Annotated in this window: 22 protein-coding genes; 6 read left to right on the forward strand and 16 right to left on the reverse strand. The window is 53.2% G+C overall.

Going from position 1 to position 20,227, the window contains the following annotated elements; genetic code table 11:
* Nucleotides 1-282: 282 nt before the first annotated feature.
* Complete coding sequence (gene greB / locus A0129_RS03040; protein WP_291712301.1) at nt 283-840, reverse strand: transcription elongation factor GreB; 558 nt, start codon at nt 838-840, stop codon at nt 283-285.
* 102 nt (nt 841-942) lie between these two features.
* Here greB and A0129_RS03045 point away from each other — a divergent pair, with 102 nt between their 5' ends.
* Complete coding sequence (locus A0129_RS03045) at nt 943-2,661, forward strand: EAL domain-containing protein (RefSeq protein WP_291712303.1); 1,719 nt, start codon at nt 943-945, stop codon at nt 2,659-2,661.
* A 1-nt stretch (nt 2,662) separates the two neighbouring features.
* Here the strand turns inward: A0129_RS03045 and A0129_RS03050 are convergent, their stop codons facing one another.
* Genes A0129_RS03050 through A0129_RS03060 form a run of 3 tightly spaced genes read right to left on the reverse strand, consistent with a single transcriptional unit; the run spans nt 2,663 to nt 5,405 of the window.
* On the reverse strand, nt 2,663-3,802 hold the full coding sequence (locus A0129_RS03050) for a chemotaxis response regulator protein-glutamate methylesterase (RefSeq protein ID WP_291712305.1): 1,140 nt from the start codon (nt 3,800-3,802) through the stop codon (nt 2,663-2,665).
* Between the two features lie 11 nt (nt 3,803-3,813).
* Nucleotides 3,814-4,416, reverse strand: coding sequence for a chemoreceptor glutamine deamidase CheD (locus A0129_RS03055; RefSeq protein WP_291712307.1), 603 nt, complete (start codon nt 4,414-4,416; stop codon nt 3,814-3,816).
* The gene (locus tag A0129_RS03060; RefSeq protein ID WP_291712308.1) at nt 4,413-5,405 is read right to left on the reverse strand and encodes a CheR family methyltransferase; all 993 of its coding nucleotides are present in this window, start codon (nt 5,403-5,405) and stop codon (nt 4,413-4,415) included. The genes A0129_RS03055 and A0129_RS03060 overlap by 4 nt, the downstream gene beginning before the upstream one ends.
* 180 nt (nt 5,406-5,585) lie before the next feature.
* Between A0129_RS03060 and A0129_RS03065 the strand changes: the two genes are divergently transcribed.
* Both A0129_RS03065 and A0129_RS03070 read left to right on the forward strand, forming a co-directional pair.
* A complete protein-coding gene (locus A0129_RS03065) occupies nt 5,586-7,124 on the forward strand; it encodes an ATP-binding protein (protein WP_291712310.1) in 1,539 nt (512 codons plus the stop codon).
* The gene (locus A0129_RS03070; protein ID WP_105028622.1) at nt 7,117-7,746 is read left to right on the forward strand and encodes a response regulator transcription factor; all 630 of its coding nucleotides are present in this window, start codon (nt 7,117-7,119) and stop codon (nt 7,744-7,746) included. The genes A0129_RS03065 and A0129_RS03070 overlap by 8 nt, the downstream gene beginning before the upstream one ends.
* Nucleotides 7,747-8,421: 675 nt before the next feature.
* Here the strand turns inward: A0129_RS03070 and flgL are convergent.
* From flgL to flgB, 11 genes are read right to left on the reverse strand one after another with little or no spacing between them, the layout of a single operon-like run.
* Nucleotides 8,422-9,399 carry a flagellar hook-associated protein FlgL gene (flgL, locus tag A0129_RS03075; RefSeq protein ID WP_291712311.1) on the reverse strand — a complete coding sequence of 326 codons (978 nt, stop codon included), beginning with the start codon at nt 9,397-9,399 and terminating at the stop codon, nt 8,422-8,424.
* Nucleotides 9,400-9,419: 20 nt separating this feature from the next.
* The gene (flgK, locus tag A0129_RS03080) at nt 9,420-11,153 is read right to left on the reverse strand and encodes a flagellar hook-associated protein FlgK (RefSeq protein WP_291712313.1); all 1,734 of its coding nucleotides are present in this window, start codon (nt 11,151-11,153) and stop codon (nt 9,420-9,422) included.
* Nucleotides 11,154-11,183: 30 nt separating this feature from the next.
* The gene (locus A0129_RS03085) at nt 11,184-11,597 is read right to left on the reverse strand and encodes a rod-binding protein (RefSeq protein ID WP_291712316.1); all 414 of its coding nucleotides are present in this window, start codon (nt 11,595-11,597) and stop codon (nt 11,184-11,186) included.
* Complete coding sequence (locus tag A0129_RS03090; protein ID WP_291712318.1) at nt 11,598-12,743, reverse strand: flagellar basal body P-ring protein FlgI; 1,146 nt, start codon at nt 12,741-12,743, stop codon at nt 11,598-11,600.
* 13 nt (nt 12,744-12,756) lie between these two features.
* The gene (locus A0129_RS03095) at nt 12,757-13,446 is read right to left on the reverse strand and encodes a flagellar basal body L-ring protein FlgH (RefSeq protein WP_291712320.1); all 690 of its coding nucleotides are present in this window, start codon (nt 13,444-13,446) and stop codon (nt 12,757-12,759) included.
* Nucleotides 13,447-13,494: 48 nt separating this feature from the next.
* Nucleotides 13,495-14,277: a flagellar basal-body rod protein FlgG gene (gene flgG, locus A0129_RS03100; protein WP_291712322.1), complete on the reverse strand. Its 783-nt coding sequence runs from the start codon at nt 14,275-14,277 to the stop codon at nt 13,495-13,497.
* Nucleotides 14,278-14,291: 14 nt separating this feature from the next.
* On the reverse strand, nt 14,292-15,029 hold the full coding sequence (gene flgF / locus A0129_RS03105) for a flagellar basal-body rod protein FlgF (RefSeq protein WP_105028615.1): 738 nt from the start codon (nt 15,027-15,029) through the stop codon (nt 14,292-14,294).
* 25 nt (nt 15,030-15,054) lie between these two features.
* A complete protein-coding gene (gene flgE, locus A0129_RS03110; RefSeq protein ID WP_291712324.1) occupies nt 15,055-16,368 on the reverse strand; it encodes a flagellar hook protein FlgE in 1,314 nt (437 codons plus the stop codon).
* A 26-nt stretch (nt 16,369-16,394) separates the two neighbouring features.
* Entirely contained in the window at nt 16,395-17,066 is a 672-nt protein-coding gene (locus A0129_RS03115; protein ID WP_291712326.1) for a flagellar hook assembly protein FlgD, read from the reverse strand.
* Between the two features lie 13 nt (nt 17,067-17,079).
* The gene (gene flgC, locus A0129_RS03120; RefSeq protein ID WP_008251757.1) at nt 17,080-17,502 is read right to left on the reverse strand and encodes a flagellar basal body rod protein FlgC; all 423 of its coding nucleotides are present in this window, start codon (nt 17,500-17,502) and stop codon (nt 17,080-17,082) included.
* A 17-nt stretch (nt 17,503-17,519) separates the two neighbouring features.
* Nucleotides 17,520-17,972, reverse strand: coding sequence for a flagellar basal body rod protein FlgB (gene flgB / locus A0129_RS03125; RefSeq protein ID WP_291712327.1), 453 nt, complete (start codon nt 17,970-17,972; stop codon nt 17,520-17,522).
* A gap of 191 nt (nt 17,973-18,163) precedes the next feature.
* On the opposite strand from flgB, the gene flgA reads away from it, so the two are divergent.
* The 3 genes from flgA to flgN all read left to right on the forward strand — a co-directional run bounded on the left by flgA (nt 18,164) and on the right by flgN (nt 19,805).
* On the forward strand, nt 18,164-18,868 hold the full coding sequence (gene flgA / locus A0129_RS03130; protein WP_291712329.1) for a flagellar basal body P-ring formation chaperone FlgA: 705 nt from the start codon (nt 18,164-18,166) through the stop codon (nt 18,866-18,868).
* Between the two features lie 114 nt (nt 18,869-18,982).
* Complete coding sequence (gene flgM / locus A0129_RS03135) at nt 18,983-19,273, forward strand: flagellar biosynthesis anti-sigma factor FlgM (RefSeq protein ID WP_291712331.1); 291 nt, start codon at nt 18,983-18,985, stop codon at nt 19,271-19,273.
* Nucleotides 19,274-19,289: 16 nt separating this feature from the next.
* Nucleotides 19,290-19,805, forward strand: a complete 516-nt coding sequence (gene flgN / locus A0129_RS03140; RefSeq protein ID WP_291712333.1) for a flagellar protein FlgN — start codon at nt 19,290-19,292, stop codon at nt 19,803-19,805.
* Here the strand turns inward: flgN and A0129_RS03145 are convergent.
* Complete coding sequence (locus tag A0129_RS03145) at nt 19,780-20,220, reverse strand: response regulator (protein ID WP_291712335.1); 441 nt, start codon at nt 20,218-20,220, stop codon at nt 19,780-19,782. The two genes, flgN and A0129_RS03145, sit on opposite strands and share 26 nt — an antisense overlap.
* Nucleotides 20,221-20,227: the final 7 nt, after the last annotated feature.

A 20,227-nucleotide genomic window follows, 5' to 3' on the forward strand; every position in this document is an offset into this window, starting at 1 on the left:
GCTGGGAGCTGAACTTGCAGATGAGCGCACTCTGCGGGTTTGAGCCAACTCGGCAGTGGGATTGCTTGGGGAGCACTTCAAGAAAACCGCCCCGTTTGAGTGGATTCGCAGCGCTCGGCTACAAGCCGACACCGAGACTCGGCCCGCCTTTTTGCCGAGCGAGGTGAGCAAGAATCCATTCAAAAAGGGATCCAGCGGTTTTCTGTGCGGAACAAGTAACCCACGCCGAGTTGGCCAGAAACCGCAACGGTGACCATTCAAGTTCAGCTCGCAGTCACCCAGTCAATCGATCACATACCGCACTTCGACAATCTCAAGCTCATCACGCCCTGCAGGTGTCATCAATTGCACAACATCGCCCTCTTTTGCTTTCAACAACGCACGCGCCACCGGAGAAATCCAGCTGATGTGACCCTTGGCAGTGTCTACCTCATCAACGCCCACTATTTTTACAGTCAGTTCCTCACCTTTTGAATTGATGTAGGTGACTGTAGCGCCGAAGAAAATACTCTCAAGTTCCTGCTGCGTGGCGGGGTCTACCACCTCTGCAATTTCAGTGCGCTTGGTAAGAAAACGAATTCGGCGATCAATTTCACGCAGGCGTTTTTTGCCGTACAGGTAATCTCCATTCTCGGAGCGATCCCCATTGGACGCCGCCCAAGACACCACAGACACCACTTCGGGCCTCTCGGTTTTCACAAGATGGGTAAGTTCGTCGCGCAAGCGGCGGTAACCTTTGGGTGTGATGTAATTTTTCAAGCCTTGAGGCAAGGCCGGGCTCGCATCGGGACCGTCGTCCTCGAATTCTGAATCGTTTTCTTTGGTGAAAGCTTTGCTCATGTCTTTTCTCGTGAATTGCCCGACTAGACAGCCTCAGCAGAAGTGTGCAGGATACAGGAAAGCGGTCGTTTCTTTGCCAATCACACCATCATAAATCCTTCAATGACGACAGAACAGGAAGCGCCAAGAATCATTGTTGTCGACGACAGCGACGATGACTTTCTTTTGATCAAGCGGCAGCTGACAAAAACCTGGCACACCGCCGTTGTCCGGCATGCCCATAGCGAGGAAACGCTGAGAACAACACTGGATGACCTCGAACCCGACCTGGTGATCTGCGACTATTCCATGCCTCAACTGACGCACGACAGAGCCATCGAGATGGTTCAGACCCTGCGACCTGAAACACCCATGATTCTGCTTTCTGGACTGGCCAGCGACGCCCTGGGTGTACAAGCCATGCATGAAGGAGTGCGCGACTATGTGGAAAAATCCAAACCCGAGCGCCTGATTCCGGCCGTCCGCCGGGAAATACACACTCACCGGCTTCGCCGGGAAAAACTATTGCTTGAACAGGCCCACAGGCGGGCAGTCTACTTTGATGCAGCCACCGGTTTTTTGAACCGCCAAGGATTGGTAAAAACCCTCTCTGGTCTAAGCACAAATTCTGGTGAGGACAATGACCTGTGCCTGTTGAGCGTGAACGTGTCGAGAAACCAGGCACGCCGCCCTGAGGTGGACCCACGCATCCGGCGCAACATGCTGGAAAAGATTGTGGAACGGATTCGGGACACCTTCAAACAGGACATTCTCTGTCGATGGTCTGACAATGTGCTGGTGGTGTTAACCAACAAGCTGGACTGGAATGCGGACAACACTTCGGTGGCGGATACCCTGTGTGAGTTTGAGGCGAACCTGAACCGCGTATTTACTGTTGACAACATTGCAGTGCGGCCCAATATGCGTTTGGGGCTGGCGCGCCCCGGCGTGCATGGTCAACATGCAGCCGAGCTGGTCACGCATGCGCAGTCGGTGGCGCATGTGATCGAATCGCGCGGCTTGGAACTGTTGAATGTTCTGGATGCGGAAATCCATGACCTCGCCAAACGCCGAAAAACGATTGAACTGGGCTTGGCCAAAGGGATTGAAAGCAACGAACTGGTGTTGGACTTTCAGCCGATTGAAGATCTTAAAACGGGCCGTATTTGCGGTCTTGAGGCCTTGGTGAGATGGACCCACCCCGAATTGGGTCGGATCATGCCAAGCGAGTTTATTGGCGTTGCCGAAGATTCAGGCTTGATTGATGCACTGGGTGACTGGGTGATTGAATCGAGCAGCAAAAAAGTGCTGGAGTTGCATCAACAAGGGCACATGCTCTGGTGCGCGGTCAATTGCTCGGCGGGGCAATTGCTGAACCCGGAGTTTCCGGCCAAAGCCCAACAAACCATTCGCCATGCAGGGCTTGATCCCAAGTGGATTGAGTTTGAAGTCACCGAATCGGCAGCAATCGATGACATGAGCCGCACCGTGGACGCGCTCAAGAAACTGAAGGCGCAGGGTTCGCAAATTGCCATGGATGATTTTGGTACTGGCTATGCTTCGCTGAACTACTTGCGCCAACTGCCCGTGGATGTCCTGAAAATCGACAAAAGCTTTGTGATGGATTTGCTCGAGGACAAAAACAGCCACATGATTGTAAAAGCCGTGATTGACCTTGCGCATGCATTGGGCCTGATTGTGCATGCTGAGGGGATTGAAACTGCAGAGCAGCGCGAGAGCCTGATCCAGATGGGATGCGACAGGCTTCAAGGCTATTGGTTTTCGCGTCCTATGGACCTGGAGAGCCTGAAAAACTGGCTCAACAAGACCGGGCTTCAGTGAGTTAGATGCGAACGGCTGAACGTCCGCCGATTTTCGAGAGGTAATCAAGCAGACGCTTGGCGATCATGTTCAGTGGCACCACCTCATCGGCGGCACCCAGGGCGATTGCTTCGCGCGGCATGCCGAATACCACGGAGCTGGCCTCGTCCTGGCAAATATTGTAGGAACCCGCTTTTTTCATGTCAGCCATGGCCTGTGCACCGTCTTTGCCCATCCCGGTAAGCATGATGCCCACGATATTGCGTGGCGAGACTTCCTGGCCTGACTTGAACAGCACTTCCACCGACGGGCGATGACGGTTGACCGGCTCAGAATCCGAAAGCTGACAAATGTAGTTGGCACCACTTCGCCCCAACAACAGGTGTTTGTCACCTGGCGCGATGTAGGCATGACCTGGCAACACGCGCTCACCGTGCACGGCTTCTTTCACAGTGATGTTGCACACCTGGTTTAAACGATCTGCAAAGCTTTTGGTAAAACCGGCAGGCATGTGTTGAGTGATCAAAATCGCAGGGCTGTCTTTGGGCAGTTGCTCCAGAATGACTCGAATGGCTTCGGTGCCGCCAGTAGATGAACCGATCAATACCAGCTTCTCAGTGGCTGCAAAGCGGTTGCCAAGTGCATTGTTGGTGGGCACGGGCTTGGCCGCCTCGGCAGGAACAACCATGCCGGTCACCGGATCAGTTTGCGCTGCTGCTGGTTGAACAGCAGACTTTGGGGGCAGCCGGTTCAGACGAAAACGCGCAGCATAGGCGGCACGAATTTTGTCGGTAATTTCGTTGGCATAATCGATCATGCCTTGGCTGATGTCCAGTTTGGGTTTGGTCACGAAATCAACTGCTCCAAGTTCAAGGGCGCGGAAGGTTACATCGGTTCCACGTTCGGTCAGTGTAGACACCATCAACACCGGCGTGGGCCGCAAACGCATGATTTTTTCAAGAAACTCAATGCCATCCATTTTTGGCATTTCAATGTCGAGTGTAATCACATCGGGATTGAATTTCTTGATTTGATCTCTGGCGATGAATGGATCGGGTGCCGTGGCCACGGTCTCCATGTCGCGCTGTGAATTGATGATCTTGCTCATCAGGTTTCGGATCAAGGCCGAGTCGTCTACCACCAACACTTTGATTTTGTTCATCTCACTGGCCCTTAGAAAAACACAATGTCGCCATTGACGGGGTCTTTGTTGATCTTCTCGCTGTAACGCTTTTCCTGCTGCAAGGCGGCTGAATTGGCGCTGGCCACTCGCTCAACGCGCACTGCACTGGTTTGGGTATTGAAACGAATGCGACGGCTGTGCGGTCCACCCAAATCGGATGCAACTACTTTGATTCTGTCTTTCCGCAAAAAATCGATCACGAACTCGGCATTGCGGCGTCCAACGTGCTGAGTGTGCAAGGCGCCTGTAATGTTGGCACCTCCGAACACTTTGGCAGTGAGATGCTCTCGCTTGGCGCCCATGGTCAACAAGTCGTTGATCAAGCATTCCATGGCATAGAGGCCATAACGCAAGGACTTGGTTTTGTCGCCCAGGCTGCGGGCCTCAGAAGGTGAATCCGGCAGCATGAAATGATTCAGGCCCCCAATCTTTCGATGACTGTCCCACACACAAGCGGAAACACAGGAGCCCAGCAAGGTGGCAATTTCCGCAGGAGCCCATGACACGAAGTAATCGCCGGGCATGATGATTTTCTTCACCAGCGCTGGTGCAGCAGGTACTGCAACCGGTGCAGCCAAAAGCCCGGTACTCATGCAGTAACCTGACGCGACTGACCTTCACCACCTGTGCCGGTTTTCGCGGCCTTGTCAGTGTTGACGGTGTATACGGTTTTACCACGCAGGGTGAAATAGTCTCGCGCCATGGCAAAATTCTCAGAGTGACCTGCGTACAACAAGCCATTTGGATTCATCAGAGGAGCAAACCGCTTGAGGATTTGCAACTGCACATCTTTCTCAAAATAGATCATGACATTCCGACAGAAAATGGCATCAAAGCCGGGTCGCAGGGACCAGACATTGTCCATCAGGTTCAGCTTTCGGAATGTCAACAATGCTTGCACCTCGGGGCGTACACGGATCAAGCCTTCGCTTTCGCCTTTCCCCTTCAAAAAATACTTGCGCAGGATTTCATCGGGAATTTTGTCGACCTGGTCCATGCGGTACACGCCTTTTTTGGCATGGTCCAACACCTTGGTATCAATGTCGGTGGCCAGAATACGCACGGGCGGATTCATGCTATTGAAGGCTTCCATGGCGGTAATCGCCATGGTGTAGGGCTCTTCACCGGTTGACGCTGCGCTGCACCACAACTCAATTCGCGCATTGCGTGAAAGCGATTGCAACTGTTTTTTCAGAATGTCGAAATGATGTGCCTCACGGTAAAAGGATGTGAGGTTGGTGGTCAGCGAATTGGTGAAGTGCTCCCATTCCGGGTTGCTTGCATTGGACTCCAGCGCATCCAGATAGGTGGAAAAACGGTTGTGGTTACAGGCGCGCAAGCGACGGGCCAATCGGCTGTACACCATGCTTTGTTTGCTGGGTGCCAGTGAAATTCCCGCAATTTTCAGGATGAGCGCGCGTACCCGGGCAAAGTCCTTGTCATTGAACTCGAATTCACGGTCGGCATTGTCATCGCTTAACAAACTGCGATTGACCGCTGCGGCGGCCTGTTTTGCACCGGCTACAGCATCGTTGGCGTATTGGGCTTTGGAGAATTCAAATTTCACTGGGGGTCGGTTCATCAGGGCCTTTGTCGCGGGGTTAACACAATTTGGGAGGTGCCCCGACGCGAATGAGTTCTATACCCTGATATGTTCCGATAAGATGAACAAAATAATGCAAGGATTAAAACCTTGAAAGGGCGTTATCTCTCGCTTTGATCCTGCACACAACAATAAAAACCAACAACAAGCGAACAGACAATGAGTGATTCCAAAGGACTACCCCCTTCATTGCTGGACATCAGTAACTTTTCAGATGGTGGATTGAAAGTACTGGTGGTGGAAGACAATGATTCGGACTTTGAGCTGATGTGCTACCGCCTTAAACAAGGTGGATTGAAGTACACAGCGACGCGGGTAGACCGCATCGAAGATTTGCGAAAATGCCTGGAACACGAGGAGTGGCAGGTGGTGATTTCGGATCACAACCTGCCTGGCTTCGGCTCTGAGGAGGCCCTGCGTGTGGTGCGCGATTCGGGGCTGGACATTCCTTTCATTATTGTGTCAGGCAGCATTGGTGAACATGTCGCAGTCGAGGCCATGCGTGCGGGTGCCGACGATTATTTGATGAAAGACAAAATGGCGCGTCTGGTGCCAGCCATCGAGCGTTCCTTGCGGGCTGCAAATGAACGGCGAAGCCTGGCCGCAGCTGAACTGGCGCAGCGGGAGTCTGAGCGTCGGTTTGCAGCCATCGCAGAGAATATTCCAGGCATAATTTTTCAAATGCAATCGGGCCCGTCAATGCCCCGCCCCACCGTACCTTTTGTGAGCGAAGGTGTGGTGCGTCTGTTTGGTGTGCCGCCGAGGTTGTTTCTCGAAAATCCACATTATTTCTTCGAGCAGTTTGAACCCAACGATGCCGCAACCCTTTTTGAGCTTTTGATGGACCCGCCCAAACCTGGCGTGCCGGTGAGTTGGGAAGGTCGAATCAAGAACTACGGCAAACGCGAATCGCGTTGGGTCTACATGAACGCAGTAGCCAAACCTCGGGGCAGCATGTTTGTGTGGGATGGCGTGTTGCTCGACATCTCGGATCGCAAACAGGCCGAAGAACGCTTGCTGAATGCACAGACCGAGTTGCGCCTTGTAACCACCGAGTTTGAGAAAAGACGGGAACAGGAACGCGGCGCAATTGCCCGTGAAATTCACGATGACATGGGCGGATCGCTCACCAAGTTAAAAGCAGACGTGGCCTGGCTGAACAAGAACATGACTCTGGATGTTGCATCGCAAGAAAAGCTCGATGACATGCTGGAACTGATTGAACATTTGCTGGCGAGCAGCCAGCGGATCGCCAAGGATTTGCGCCCCGGAATTCTGGACTACGGCTTGATTCCTGCCCTGGAGTGGCAGATGAATGACTTCCAGAAGCGCACCCAGATTGAGGGCACGTTCCAGTGCAATGTTGAAGAACTGGACCTGGACAGCGAACAAAGCACAGCGTTGTTCAGGATCTTGCAAGAGGCCCTGACCAACATTGTGAAACATGCACAGGCCACACGGGTTGACGTGGAACTGTTTGTAACAGAAAGTGAATTAACACTGGAGATTCGTGACAATGGTCGAGGAATCGAGAATACTGATAAATTGAAAGAAACATCGTTCGGCCTTCGTGGCATGCAAGAACGGGTTGCAGCCTTTGAGGGTTGGGTCGATGTCAGCGGATCCTTGGGATCCGGGACAACGGTCATGGTTTCGATACCAAGAAGCATTCAGACAGGTGAGGCGGGAAATGATTAAGGTGCTGCTGGCAGATGACCATGCATTGCTTCGGGGAAGCCTGAAGCAGTTGCTGGATGACACAGGCTTTGTACAGGTGGTAGCCCAGGCGGGCGAATATTCGGAAATCATGAAAGCCATGACTTCCAACACGGTTGATTTGGCAATACTGGACATTTCAATGCCGGGTAAAAACGGTGTGGATATTGTCAAGATCCTGAAGGACAAATACCCTGCCCTGAAAATCCTGATGTTGTCGATGCACCCTGAAGACCAGTACGCAGTGCGCTGTTTGAAGGCCGGCGCTTCCGGCTACCTGACCAAGAATACCGCCCCTGAAAAACTGGTGGATGCCATCCAGGTGATTGCAGCGGGCCGCAAGTACATCACTCCTGAATTGGCAGAATCTCTGGCCAGCCACTTGACTGAGGACTCTGAAAAACCACTGCACGCCTCGCTCAGTGACCGTGAATTTCAAACCATTCGCATGATTGCTGCAGGCAAGAAGCTGAGCGAAATTGCGGATGAGCTGTCGCTGAGCCCGAAGACTGTAAGCGTTTACCGGGCGCGGATTCTTGAAAAAATGCGCATGAAAACCAATGGTGAACTCACGCGCTATGCGTTGGAGAACGGGCTGATCTAAGCTTGCTCGGCCGTTCGTTAACTGCCTGATCATCGGCTTGGGTTCAACTCTCTCGCAGCTTTCTTAATCGCCCAATTGGCTTGGGTTCCGATCTCTCGGAGCTGTCTTGGTGGCCCAATCGGCTTGGGTTCCGATCTCTCGCCAGAAAACCCGTATTTCCCTTTTTGATATTCACCCTGACTCACCTCGCTCGGCAAAAAGGCGGGCCGAGTCTCGGTGCCGGCCCATGGCCGACCGTGGCGGGTGAATTCAAACGGGCAGGTTTTCTTGAAGGCGAGGCGATCGAAACACCGCCGCCGATTGGGCGATGAAATCAGCCGTGAGTTGCGTGGAGAGGGAGATTCGCCAGTGTTGATAGGGCTTTGAACGCAGCCTTCAGTGACTCGGAGGTGGAGAAGCGCTGCACGGGAGTGCGGGGAGCCGAACTTGCAGAGAGGCTCGCTCTGCGGGTTCAAGCCAACTCGGTATTGGGATTGCTTGGGGCGCACTTCAAGAAAACCGCCCCGTTTGAGTGGATTCGCAGCGCTCGGCTACAAGCCGACACCGAGACTCGGCCCGCCCTTTTGCCGAGCGAGGTGAGCAAGAATCAATTCAACAAGGGATTAAGCGGTTTTCTGTGCGGAACAAGTAACCCATGCCGAGTGGGCAACAAACAGCAACGGTGCCCCTTCAAGTTCAACCAATAAAGTTGAACAAGGTCAACTGAGAGGTGCTCGCAAAGCTCTGTTGCGCAGCCTGAAGCTGCAATTGCCCCTGCGACAGCTCGCTGATGGCCTTCGCATAATCCAGTCCCACCGCCTCGCCTGCAACACGCTCAAGTTCCAGCTGGGCAGCTTGGTTGATTTGCTGCAGCGTTTCAACTTCGCGCAAGCGAACACCCACCTTGGTGCGGGAAATTTGAACTTGATCAAAAATCTCGTCGAGCTGCGCACCCTTGTTGTTGAATGCTTTCAAGTAGGTGTCTTGCGGTGTGGCGCCCTCTTGCCCATTGGGGTAGGCAGGATTCCGCAGCAAGGCCACTGCATCGCGAAGAATCGCAAAAGCGTCTTCGTTGGTATTCGGGTCAACAAATGCATCTTGCCCGGTAATGCTCAGGTTCACAAAACGACCGCTTGCCACTTGAATTTCACGACCGGTCACTGCCTCACCGGCTGCCGCAGTGGTGGTTTCCAAAAATGTGCCTGTGATCGCGCCGCCAGGTGTCTGGAATGGCTCCCGATCCTGGAAAGTGCCGGAGAACATGTAGTAACCATTGGCATCGGTGCGGTTGGCGATACCACGCAATTCTTCCATGCGTCCTTCGATGTCCTGGGCAATAATTTCACGGTCGGCTGGGCTAAGCGCGGCATTACCTGCCTGAAGGAATGCCTCCTTGATAGAGACCATGATGTCAGAGGCAGACTGCAAGGCCACATCCATTTGACCCAACTGGTTGTTCACATAGGTGATGTTGCTTTGGTAGCTGTCCAGCGTTTTAACACCCGCCTTCGCACCCAAGGCAACCGACATGGCCAAAGGGTCATCCGATGGCTTCAGCACACGTTGCCCGGTGGCCAGCTGACCCTGTAATTTCACCAGCTCAGTTTGCTGTTTGCTCATGCGGTCTGTGCTGAGCTTGAAGTACTGGTTGGTGCTGATTCTTCCGATTGCCATAATTTTTCCTTGAAATCCGATCAGAACATGCTGAGGATTTGGTCAAACAATTCTTTGGACAATGAAATTACGCGTCCTGATGCCTGGTAGGCCTGCTGAAACTTGATCAAATTCGCGGCCTCTTCGTCCATGTTCACGCCTTGCAAGGCATCGCGGGAATCAGCCACCTGATTCAATACGGTTTCGCGCGACTCTGCAGCCAAATTGAATTCGCGAGTTTTGTTGCCAACACGGCTGACCAACTGATTAAAACCATCCGAGATGGATACGCCAGCCGAGTTGTTGGACTGAAACAGGGTGCGTGAATTTTGCAACGCTGCCACGGCCAGAATGTTCTCGTTGTTACCAATACTGGGATTGACGGCCGATGAAGCCGCCACTTGCGATGGCCTGTCAAGTGCTGTGCGCATATTCAACGCGGCTTCGCGCACAGGCATCAACACGAAGCGATCACCTTCCTGGGGTGTGGCGTTGTTCAATTGAAAACTGAGCAAAGGAGCACCGGCTGGGTCGCGAATCTCGTAGTAGTCACCACCGGGATCGGTCACCAGGCTGGCTGGAACAAATGGACCGTCCGAGCCCACCTCGCGGTAGCGGGGCTGGCTGCCAACAATTTGGACCTCGTACTCGGCAGGGCCGAGTTTGGACAAATCAAGACCACGCAAGGTGACTTGCGTGGGGTTGACCGTGCTGTTGTTCACATTGGGAACAACGCGGGAGATATCGTCAATAAAATTGCCACTGCTGCCAAAACTGAACAGTGCACTGGCAGGGTTGTTGTCCAGATCTACACCAGCAGTTTGAATGTTGTTCACAGCCTGACCGATGCGCGCAGCCAGCAAACCAATGGTGTTTTGGTATTCGGTCAGCTCGTCTTCACGAAAACTTAAAAAACCAGCCAAGGCGCCATTGCCCAAACTGCCGGAATCAAACGCCAACAAACGGTCTTGCCCATTGACTTTGGTGTTCATACCAACCAACAGATTTTGTGGATCTTGAGGGTCCACCTGCGTTTGGACTTTGAACTGGGTGGTGCCTACAACCAATGACTGACCATTGGCCAAAAACAGATTGGTCGAACCATCAGCCATGTCCACACGTGTGGTTTGCACCTGCTCGGACAACTGCAATATCAATTTGTCCCTGCGGTCCATCAAATCATTGGGTGGACCACCATTGGATGTCTGGTTCAGTGCCGTCACGATCTGGTTGTTCAAAGAGGCAATTTGCGAGGTCGCATTGTTCAGTTGCTCGACCGTGTCACGTACCTTCAAATTGGTGGCGTTGCGCAGTTCATCCATGACCGTGTTCAGGCCGTTGAAACGCGAACTCAGAGTTTCAGCAGAGGACAAATAGTTTTGACGTGCAGCCAGATCAGCCGGGTTGGTTGACAGGGTTTGAGCAGCACCAAAAAAGATGCTCAGCGCACTGGAGAGGCCAGAGGCATCATCCGCGATCATCGCGTCGACACGCGCAATTTGCTGGGCCTTGGCATTGTAAAAAGCCGCGTCAGAGGTGGCTTTTTGCTCTTGCGCATTGATGAAATCGGAATACACCCGCTGCACGGATGCAATATCAACACCTTGCCCGATATAGCCAATGTCGCTGCCTGTTGAGGGGCGCGACTGTTGGATCACCTGCTGGCGATTAAAACCAACGGTGTTGCTGTTCGCGATGTTGTGCGAGGTGGTGGATAGCCCTGCCCGGGCTGCATTCAAGCCGCTGAGCGCAATTCCATAGACCGAGTTCGACATAATTCAGGATCCTTTGGTGTCTTGAACGACTTAACGGTCGGTTTTCGGGAAAGTTGAGGGCAAGTCCTTTTTTACCTGTCCTGCTGGGAAGATAGTTTGCTCCCCTCCCACGCCGGCACCTGCCTTCAGCTGCCTTGCAATTTCACCCGCCAAACCCAAACCCTTGCCCGACAATTTTTGAACCAGTTCCTGGTCGTACATGCCTTGGTAAGTTTTGGTGCTGGAATCGGTGAACAAGCCACCCTCAGGCGTGGCATCCCGCATACTCTTCAAAGCCATTTGTAAAAATATAGACTCGAACTGAACAGCCACTTTGTCGATCGCCGCATTGAATTCCTCGCTGCCACGCTCTGCGCGTGCGCCACGCTTCAAACCCTCTAGGCTGCGGGAGTCCATCGACAGCATTTGTTGGGTATCTACCGGGTTGTTCGACAATGGCGTCATTTAGATCACCTCAAGTTCAGCTTTCAGACTGCCTGCGGTTTGCATGGCCTGCAAAATGGAGATCAGGTCGCTGGGGGTTGCACCCAAGGCGTTCAGCGCTTTGACCACATCCGACAATTGCGCAGCGCCCTTGATTTCAATCAGCTCGCCACCGGCTTCGGAAATTTGAATATCCGCCACCTCGGTGACCACAGTTTCACCTTGACCAAACGGTGCTGGCTGCGAGATCACCGGTGTGGACGAGATTTTTACGGTGAGGTTGCCGTGCGCGACAGCGCAGTTTTCCAACATCACCGCCTGGTTCATCACGACAGAACCCGTGCGCGCATTCACAATCACTTTGGCGCTGCCCATGGCTTTGTTGATGCTCAGTTCCTGAATGCGCGACAAAAACGCCACGCGGTCGTTGGGGTTGGAAGGTGCACGAACCTTGATGGTGCGGCCATCCAGCGCTTGGGCCACATTCGGGCCCATGTTGTTATTGATCGCCTCGGCCACGCGAATGGCGTTGGAGAAATCGGTGCTGGTCAACTCAAGCTGCAAGGTTTCACCAAGCAAGAAAGGCGATGCCACCTCACGTTCAACCAGGGCACCTGCTGGAATACGGCCTGCAGACAAGTGGTTGATGACGGTTTTGGATCCTCCGGCAGACGCGCCCGCACCACCTACGATCAACTGGCCTTGAGCCAGGGCATAGACCTGACCATCGGCACCTTTGAGAGGGGTCATCAGCAACATGCCACCACGCAGGCTTTTTGCATTGCCGATGGACGAGACTGTCACATCGATCGCTTGACCAGGCTGAGCAAAAGCCGGCAAATTGGCAGTGACCATGACTGAAGCCACGTTTTTCAGCTGCAAGTTGGCGCCCGGGGGCAAGGTAATGCCTGACTGCTGCAACATGGATACGATGCTTTGACTGGTGAACGGCGTTTGCGTGGTTTGGTCTCCAGTACCATCCAGACCGATCACAATGCCATAGCCGTACACCGGGTTGGCGCGTACACCTGAAACCGTGACCAGGTCACGAATTCGGGTTTGAGCCTCTGCCTGCGTACCAAAGGCCATCACGGCAGCGGCGGTTAGCGCCAACACGGCGGCTTTGATGATTCGGTCTTTCAGTTCCGGGAAGGAAATGCGTTTCATGATGTGGTCCAGTTCAGAAAGGCAATACAGTCAGGAAAAAGCGGCTCAGCCAGCCCATGGCTGTGGCAGAGTCCAAGGCACCTTTTCCGCGGTATTCAATACGGGCATCGGCCACCTTGGTGCTGGGCACCACATTGCCGGGTAAAATCGTGATGGGATTCACCACACCGCTGAATTTCAGATATTCAACTTCGCGATTGGTGCCAATCTGTTTTTCACCCACCACCTGCAAATTGCCGTTGGGCAACACACTGGCAACCGTGACCGTAATGGAACCTGTCAAGGTATTCGCGGCGCGGCTGGAGCCTTCGCCAGAGAAATCTTTGTCGCTGCTCGCGCTGCCGTTGATTGCGCGCAAATCGCGACTGCCAAAGAAGCCCTGAATCAGTGGTACGTCAATACTGGCGGAGTCGCTGCGGGAGGCACTCATGGAGTTGGTTTGGGCCGCATTGATCTGTTCGATAATTTGAATGGTCAGCGTGTCACCCAGGAATCGGGCTCGCTGGTCCTCGAACAAAGGGCGATAAGTGGCTGGGCTGTAGAGGCTGCCAGTGGGTGCGGCCATGGCCACCTGAGCTGGTTGCTGAACCAGCTGCGGCACGGTGGTTTGAGCAGGCATGTCCACTTTCGGTGCGAAAGTTGAACAAGCCCCTAAAGTTATCGAGAACGCTGCCGTTAAACCGATTAGAACCAATCTTTTCATGCCATACACTCCATCAGAACACCTTCAGTGTGCCCAATGTTTTAAAAATCAAAGCTGAGATAAGCGCTGTAACATCTGGTCTGATGTGGAGATTGCCTTGGAGTTGATTTCATAGGCACGTTGAGCCTGAATCAGTCCGACCAGTTCTTCCACCACGTTTACGTTGGATGTTTCCACAAAGCCCTGGGAAATGAAGCCAACACCATTGGTGCCTGCTACAGCCTGAGTAGGAGCGCCAGAAGCTGCCGTTTCAGAGTAAAGGTTCTGACCCATGCTAAACAAGCCGGCCGGGTTTACAAAACTGGCCAACTGAATTTGACCAAGCTCCTGCGGTTGAACCTGGCCCTGCACCACTGCGGAAACAACACCATCTTGAGAAATCGAGATTTCCTGGACACCTTGCGGAATGGTGACCGGGCCAAGAATTGGGTACCCGTTGGAAGTGACCAGCGTACCGTTGGCATCAATCTGAATGCTGCCGTCGCGGGTGTAGCTGGTGGTGCCATCGGGCATTTGAACCTGAAAAAAGCCCTGACCATTAATGGCCACATCCAGAGTATTGCCGGTTTGCTGCAGATTACCCTGCGCAAAATTTCGCACGGTAGAAACAGGCTTTACACCGGTACCAATCTGAAGGCCGGAAGGCACCTGAGTTTGCTCGGTGGTTTGTGCACCGGGCTGTCGAAGTGTTTGATACAGCAAATCTTCGAACACGGCACGCGAACGTTTGAAGCCATTCGTGGCGGTATTGGCCAGGTTATTTGAAATCACATCCAGCTGGGTCTGCTGGGCATCCAGGCCTGTTTTTGCAATCCACAAAGAACGCATCATGATGGGTTTTCTCCTTAGTTCATGCCAAACAGGCTGTTGGCGGCCTGGCCGTTTTCTTTGGCCGTGCTGATCATTTTCATTTGGGTTTCATACTGACGGGCAGCGGTGATCATTTGCACCATCATGTCCACCGCATTCACGTTGCTTGATTCGATAAATCCGCCAGCCACACGCACATTCAAATCAGCTTCGGCGGGGTCACCATTGGCGGCGCGAAACAAACCATCGTCGCCCCGGTTGATTTGCTCTTGCGGAATATTCACCAGTTTCAGGCGGCCCAGTTGAACCACATTGGTGTCGCCACTGATGGGAATGGCAGACACTGAACCATCGCCTTCAAAGGACAGTCGGTGATCGGGTGGTACATTGATGGGGCCGTTGCTGCCGATGACCGCATAACCTTCCTGGGTCACCAAATTACCCTGCCCATCGAGTTGGAAGGAACCGTTGCGGGTGTAAGCCTCGTTGCCTTTCGCGTCGTTGACTGCAAACCAGCCTTCGCCTTGAATGGCCACATCCATTTCCCGGCCTGTGGACTGGATTTGTCCTGGCGTGGTGTCAAAGCCAATGCTGGTCTCTACCGCAAAGCTTCGCGACCCACTGCCCTCGCCGGTGACTGGGGCACTTTGGAATGCCATGAGTTGTTGCCGAAACCCGGGCGTATTGACGTTGGCCAGGTTGTTGGCAATGTTCTCCTGCCTTGACATCGTGCCTTTGGCGGCTTGGGCAGCCAGAAAAATCAGTTTGTCCATTCTTTCAATCCCGCTTCAGTTCACATTAACGAAGGTTGGTGATGGTCTGGAAAATCGAATCCTGGGTTTTAATGGTCTGAGAGTTGGCCTGATAAACGCGCTGTGCGGAGATCATGGCCACCAGTTCAGCCGTCAAATCAATGTTCGATTCTTCCAGTGCACCCGATTGAATAATGCCGAATGCAGTGTCTGCGCTCAGTGAAACCAATTCTGGACCAGAAGCCTGGGTGGCAAGCCAGCCGTTGGAACCCACTGGCTGCAAACCTTCTGGGTTGGGGAAACGATACAGACCGATTTGCGCATGGTTGACCAGCTGCCCGTTGGCATAGCTGATAGTCAACATGCCATCAGCGCCCACATCAAAGCCCGCAAAAGGTGATGATTCATAACCATCCTGACCCAGGTTTTGCACCACGAACGAGCTGCCGTACTGGGTTGTTCGGCTCATGTCGAAAGTGAACTGATTGGGTGCCACGCCTGTGGATGAAAATGGCACACCGCTGGCAGTCACAAACCGTGACATGTCCACGGTCAAGTTACCGCTGTTGGGTGTTGTCAAGAAGCCGTCCACGCCATACTGCAAACTGGCTGAGGTGGATTGGGCCGGGGCAGTGGTCACTGCCACTGGAGCCTGACCAATGTCCACTTGAGTACCGTCCACTGTAGCGAACACAGACCAGTCATTGGACGCTTCCTTGCGCATGTAAACGGCCATGATGTGCGCACCACCCAACTCGTCATACACCGTCATGGAGGTGGAGTTGTTGAAGGTGTTCAAGTTGGCTGGGTCAAACGTCAGCGCAGGGTCAATTGCGGTGGCGCGTGCGTCCAGGTTCAGTTCCAGGCGACCCGAACGGGTTGCAGCCGGAGGAATACTGCCGCGAGGTACCAGAATATCCTGAGCGACGTCCGATGGCCGTCCGGTGGCTGCATCTACAGGAAAGCCCTGCAGCTTGTCGCCACGCGAATTCACAATGACACCTGCGTTATTCAGTGTGAACTGACCGTTACGGGTATAAATATTGTCGCCGTTGTCAGCCTGTACTTTGAAAAATCCGGTGCCGCTGATGGCCAAATCCAGAGGATTGCCGGTGACGTTGATATTGCCCTGCTTGAAGTTTTGCGTAACCGCTGCAAGGCTGGTACCCAAGCCAATGCCGTTGGTGGAACGTGCGCCGTTGAAGGCGCGGGCGAATACATCGGAGAACTCTGCCTCTGATCCTTTAAAGCCGACCACACTGGCATTGGACACGTTGTTTGCAATGACTTCCAAACCGCGCTGCGCTGCGTTCAGACCACTCAAACCCTGCTGGAAACTACCGCCTGCTGAAAAAGCCATGTTTGACTCCTTGAAAAATCTTTGATTTAGAAAACCTGCTTGATGTCAGCGAACGTGATTTCGCTGCCATTGCTGGTTAAAAGTTTGGTGCCTTCTGCGCCTGCGTTGCGTACGCCCTGAACCACGGAAAGGGTCAGTGGTGTGACGCTGGCGTCTTTGCCTGCTGCTTTTGCTTCAATCTCAAACTTGTAGTTGCCGGCGGGCAAAGTGCTGCCATCGCTGCTTTTGCCATCCCACTCAAACTCATGTGTACCCTTGGATTGCGGGCCCAGTTCAATGGTGCGCACCACATTTGCTCCAGCATCGAGCACTTTCACGCGCAAAATATCGGCGCTCTGGTTCAATTCCAGCGATCCAACAGCCTTGCCGTCCACCAGTTTCAGATCATTGCCTTCGGTCAGCACTGCACGGCCCAGCATGCTGGTGGCTTGTACTGTTTGGTTGGCATTAATCGAGGCGGCCACGCCTTGCATGGTGGCATTCAAGGTGTTGATGCCGGTTACGGTATTGAGTTGTGCCATTTGGCTGGTCACTTGGGCATTGTCCATGGGAGCCAGTGGATCCTGGTTTTTCAACTGCGCCACCAACAAGGACATAAAACGCTCCTGAATCGCTTCAGGGCTGTTTTCATCAGCCTTCTTTTTTGCTGCCGTGGCGCCGCTGTTGTTGCCCAGTGCGGAAGTTACGTCAATCGTCATTTTTCATTGCTCCTTACTGGTTGCCCATGTTCAAGGTTTTCAACATCAACTGCTTGGCTGTATTCATTACTTCTGCGTTGGTTTGGTAGCTGCGCGAGGCGGCCAGCATATCGACCATTTCTTCCACGGCATTCACGTTGGGCATGTACACATACCCGTCTTCGTCGGCCATGGGGTGCTTGGGATCGAACATTTTTTTGGCCTCGGTTTTGTCTTCCACAATGTCTTTCACCTGCACGTTCTCTGCCAGTGATGCCTTGCCGGGCGCCGCTTTCTGAAGCACTGCTTCAAACACCACCTTGCGGGCCTGATACACGGAATTGGGATCGCCGGCTGCGGTGTCGACGTTGGCAAGGTTACTGGCCACCGTGTTCAGGCGCGTGGTTTGCGCCTGCATCGCGCCACCTGCCAGTTTGAAAGAATTAAATAGCGACATGATTGCTCCCCAGACCCTTATTGATTGCCCGAACCCATGGCTTGCTTCAGCGATGAAATTCTTCCATTGATTGAACGCAAGGCCGCTTCGTACTTCACTGTGTTTTCTGCGAATGCAGCGCGCTCGCGATCAATGTCGACCGAGTTACCGTCGATTGCTGCGTTGTTGCCACGTCGAAACTGAAGCATCTCTGCGGTGCTCATCCCCACTTTGCCTTTGCCGGTCATGTGGCCCTGATGAGTGACCGCCAGGGCGCCTGCGCCATTGCCCAATGTTGGATTGGAAGGACTGCCCATGGCCCCCTTCTCGCCAGTGGCTGCTTTCAGAGCACTTTGAAAGTCGAAATCGACTGCTTTGTAATTGGGTGTATCTACGTTGGAAATGTTGGAGGTCAATACCTCTTGCCGACGCGCTCTGAGTTTCAGGGCCTCGGCAGAAAACTGCATTGCATCAGTGAGTTTGTCCAACATCTTTTAATCCTTCATACACGGACGGATGAATGGATTATTGAATTGATGCTGTCAAATCAAAGTGAAGATAAAGGGGGGAAAGGGTGCTCTTTTTCTGCTTAGGGTGCAGCAAGCTCCCGCCTAGGATGTTGTCATCGAGGCAGGAATTGTTTCTTACAGTGACATTTACGGCAGAAGTGCCCAGAACTTGAATGAAATTTCACACTTTTTTTAATATCGCTTTTCAGGTGCTGTTTGGTGCCGGACTTGCACTGACCGGTACGGCACAGGCCAACGGTTCTCGCTGGGTGACTGAAGCCCAGCTGGGTGAACTGGTCGACCCCGCATTGTTGCCTCCCGGCGCAAGTGTGGATGTGAAGTTTGTAAAGGCCGATGAACGCATTGGCAGCCTGCAATGCCCCGCCGCTTTATTTGCCAATACCGCAGGCAACAAAATGTGGGGCCGCACCTATGTTCGAGTGCAATGTGTAGGCTCGGACACTGCCCCCTTCTTTGTGGGTGTGGATGTGAAAGTGTGGGCACCCGTACTGGTGGTGAAAAGCACGGTCCAATCCGGTCAAACGCTGGGATTGAATGATGTCGAGTTCAGAACGATGGATTTAAGCCAGCTAAGCCATGGCTGGGTCAGCGAACTTGCACATTTAAACAACAAAACGGCAGCCCGCCAATTGTGGCCGGGCACCCTGCTGAAACACGACCACTTGCGTGGGCAAGCCTTGGTGAAAAATGGCGACACCGTGAAAGTCATGATGAAAGGCCCTGGCTTTGCGATCGGTGGCACTGCGGTGGCCATGGGTGAAGCCGAGTTGGGTGAGGTGGTAAAAATCAAGACTGCACAGGGCAAGATACTTCACGGTGTAGCGCGAGACGCGCTTCTGGTTGAGGTTAGTTTATAGGGGTGATCCTCAAAAAGTAGGAATTCTTTCGAGAATTCGTTAAAGTTAGGTGGAATCGAGCCGTTAAGAAAACATACGAAACCCACTTAGGCTCTGCCCAATGCGGAGGACATCATGAGTATTAACAGAATAAACCCGGGAAGTAACCCGATCGACAAACTGACCAAACCACAAGGTGGCAGCAAGTCAGCATCGGTTGCTTCCACCGAGAAAACCAGTTCTGAAGGCGCTGTAGCCAAGCTTTCAGGACAGTTCAGTGAACTGAGTGCAGCAGGCGCTCCGTTCAATGCCGAGAAAGTGGCCAAGATCAAAGAGGCCATTAGCAAAGGCGAGTTCAAGGTCAATGCCGAGGCTGTTGCAGCAAAGGTCATTGAAAGTGCTCGCGAGTTGCTTGGTCAAAAGTAACTGAGGATTGAAGATTATGTCGCACGCTGACGCAGCAAAAAATTTGTACCGCAACCTGGCCTATGAATGTGACATGGCCATGGCGCTGGTTGATATCTTGCTCGAAGAACAGGCGTGCCTCGTCAAGCTTCAAACCACAGAGCTGAACAGCCTTGCGCTTCGCAAAGAAGCGATGATGCTGGAGCTCGAAAAGCGTTATCTGAACAATGTTCAACTGGCCAAGGCAGAGGGATTTCAACCCAACATGGACGGCATAGCGATCTGGGTTGACGTGCTTGCTGCACACGAGCCTCGCCTGCTGGGAACATACTCGACATTACGGACTACCCTGAGCCACGCACAACGCTTGAATAAAACAAACGGCGAGCTGGTAACGGAACAACTGGCTGGCCTGCAGGAAAGAATTTCGATTTTGACTGCGGCAGCAGTAGCCGAGCAAAAGCCCACCGCCAGTGACACATATGGCCCCAAAGGCGGCATGAGCCAGTCGGCCCTGACAGGCGGCGCTATGCCCCGCGCGGTAATTCGTTAATCGTTAGCCAATAAGACACCAGTGCAGATATTCGGGTCAGGTATTGATCAAACTGCACTGGCTTGACTGCAAAGCTGTTCACTCCCAACTCATACGAACGTTTTACATCTCTGATTTCTCGCGATGAAGACAAGACCACGATCGGCATGGTTTTGAACACATCGTGTGAACGCAAAAATTTCAGCACCTCCAACCCGTCCAGCTTGGGCAGTTTCAGGTCGAGCAGCACCAACTTGGGCAAATTCAGGGCAGCACTGTCCTTGGGGTGATCTTCCATCAGCTGTTTGAAGTACTCAATGGCTCGCTCACCGTCTTCAAGCAGCACGGTTGTGGAGCTTGAAGAGGTTTTGCGTACCACGCGCAATGCAAGATCAGCGTCGTTGGAATTGTCATCAACCAGTACTACATCAGCCATGGCAAAT

Source organism: Limnobacter sp. CACIAM 66H1, assembly GCF_001601825.1.
Taxonomy (GTDB): domain Bacteria; phylum Pseudomonadota; class Gammaproteobacteria; order Burkholderiales; family Burkholderiaceae_B; genus Limnobacter.

Bases quoted from the DNA above. Each gene is read 5' to 3' on its own strand.
- greB (WP_291712301.1), bottom strand. From the start codon at position 840: ATGAGCAAAGCTTTCACCAAAGAAAACGATTCAGAATTCGAGGACGAC.
- A0129_RS03045 (WP_291712303.1), top strand. From the start codon at position 943: ATGACGACAGAACAGGAAGCGCCAAGAATCATTGTTGTCGACGACAGC.
- A0129_RS03050 (WP_291712305.1), bottom strand. From the start codon at position 3,802: ATGAACAAAATCAAAGTGTTGGTGGTAGACGACTCGGCCTTGATCCGA.
- A0129_RS03055 (WP_291712307.1), bottom strand. From the start codon at position 4,416: ATGAGTACCGGGCTTTTGGCTGCACCGGTTGCAGTACCTGCTGCACCA.
- A0129_RS03060 (WP_291712308.1), bottom strand. From the start codon at position 5,405: ATGAACCGACCCCCAGTGAAATTTGAATTCTCCAAAGCCCAATACGCC.
- A0129_RS03065 (WP_291712310.1), top strand. From the start codon at position 5,586: ATGAGTGATTCCAAAGGACTACCCCCTTCATTGCTGGACATCAGTAAC.
- A0129_RS03070 (WP_105028622.1), top strand. From the start codon at position 7,117: ATGATTAAGGTGCTGCTGGCAGATGACCATGCATTGCTTCGGGGAAGC.
- flgL (WP_291712311.1), bottom strand. From the start codon at position 9,399: ATGGCAATCGGAAGAATCAGCACCAACCAGTACTTCAAGCTCAGCACA.
- flgK (WP_291712313.1), bottom strand. From the start codon at position 11,153: ATGTCGAACTCGGTCTATGGAATTGCGCTCAGCGGCTTGAATGCAGCC.
- A0129_RS03085 (WP_291712316.1), bottom strand. From the start codon at position 11,597: ATGACGCCATTGTCGAACAACCCGGTAGATACCCAACAAATGCTGTCG.
- A0129_RS03090 (WP_291712318.1), bottom strand. From the start codon at position 12,743: ATGAAACGCATTTCCTTCCCGGAACTGAAAGACCGAATCATCAAAGCC.
- A0129_RS03095 (WP_291712320.1), bottom strand. From the start codon at position 13,446: ATGAAAAGATTGGTTCTAATCGGTTTAACGGCAGCGTTCTCGATAACT.
- flgG (WP_291712322.1), bottom strand. From the start codon at position 14,277: ATGATGCGTTCTTTGTGGATTGCAAAAACAGGCCTGGATGCCCAGCAG.
- flgF (WP_105028615.1), bottom strand. From the start codon at position 15,029: ATGGACAAACTGATTTTTCTGGCTGCCCAAGCCGCCAAAGGCACGATG.
- flgE (WP_291712324.1), bottom strand. From the start codon at position 16,368: ATGGCTTTTTCAGCAGGCGGTAGTTTCCAGCAGGGTTTGAGTGGTCTG.
- A0129_RS03115 (WP_291712326.1), bottom strand. From the start codon at position 17,066: ATGACGATTGACGTAACTTCCGCACTGGGCAACAACAGCGGCGCCACG.
- flgC (WP_008251757.1), bottom strand. From the start codon at position 17,502: ATGTCGCTATTTAATTCTTTCAAACTGGCAGGTGGCGCGATGCAGGCG.
- flgB (WP_291712327.1), bottom strand. From the start codon at position 17,972: ATGTTGGACAAACTCACTGATGCAATGCAGTTTTCTGCCGAGGCCCTG.
- flgA (WP_291712329.1), top strand. From the start codon at position 18,164: ATGAAATTTCACACTTTTTTTAATATCGCTTTTCAGGTGCTGTTTGGT.
- flgM (WP_291712331.1), top strand. From the start codon at position 18,983: ATGAGTATTAACAGAATAAACCCGGGAAGTAACCCGATCGACAAACTG.
- flgN (WP_291712333.1), top strand. From the start codon at position 19,290: ATGTCGCACGCTGACGCAGCAAAAAATTTGTACCGCAACCTGGCCTAT.
- A0129_RS03145 (WP_291712335.1), bottom strand. From the start codon at position 20,220: ATGGCTGATGTAGTACTGGTTGATGACAATTCCAACGACGCTGATCTT.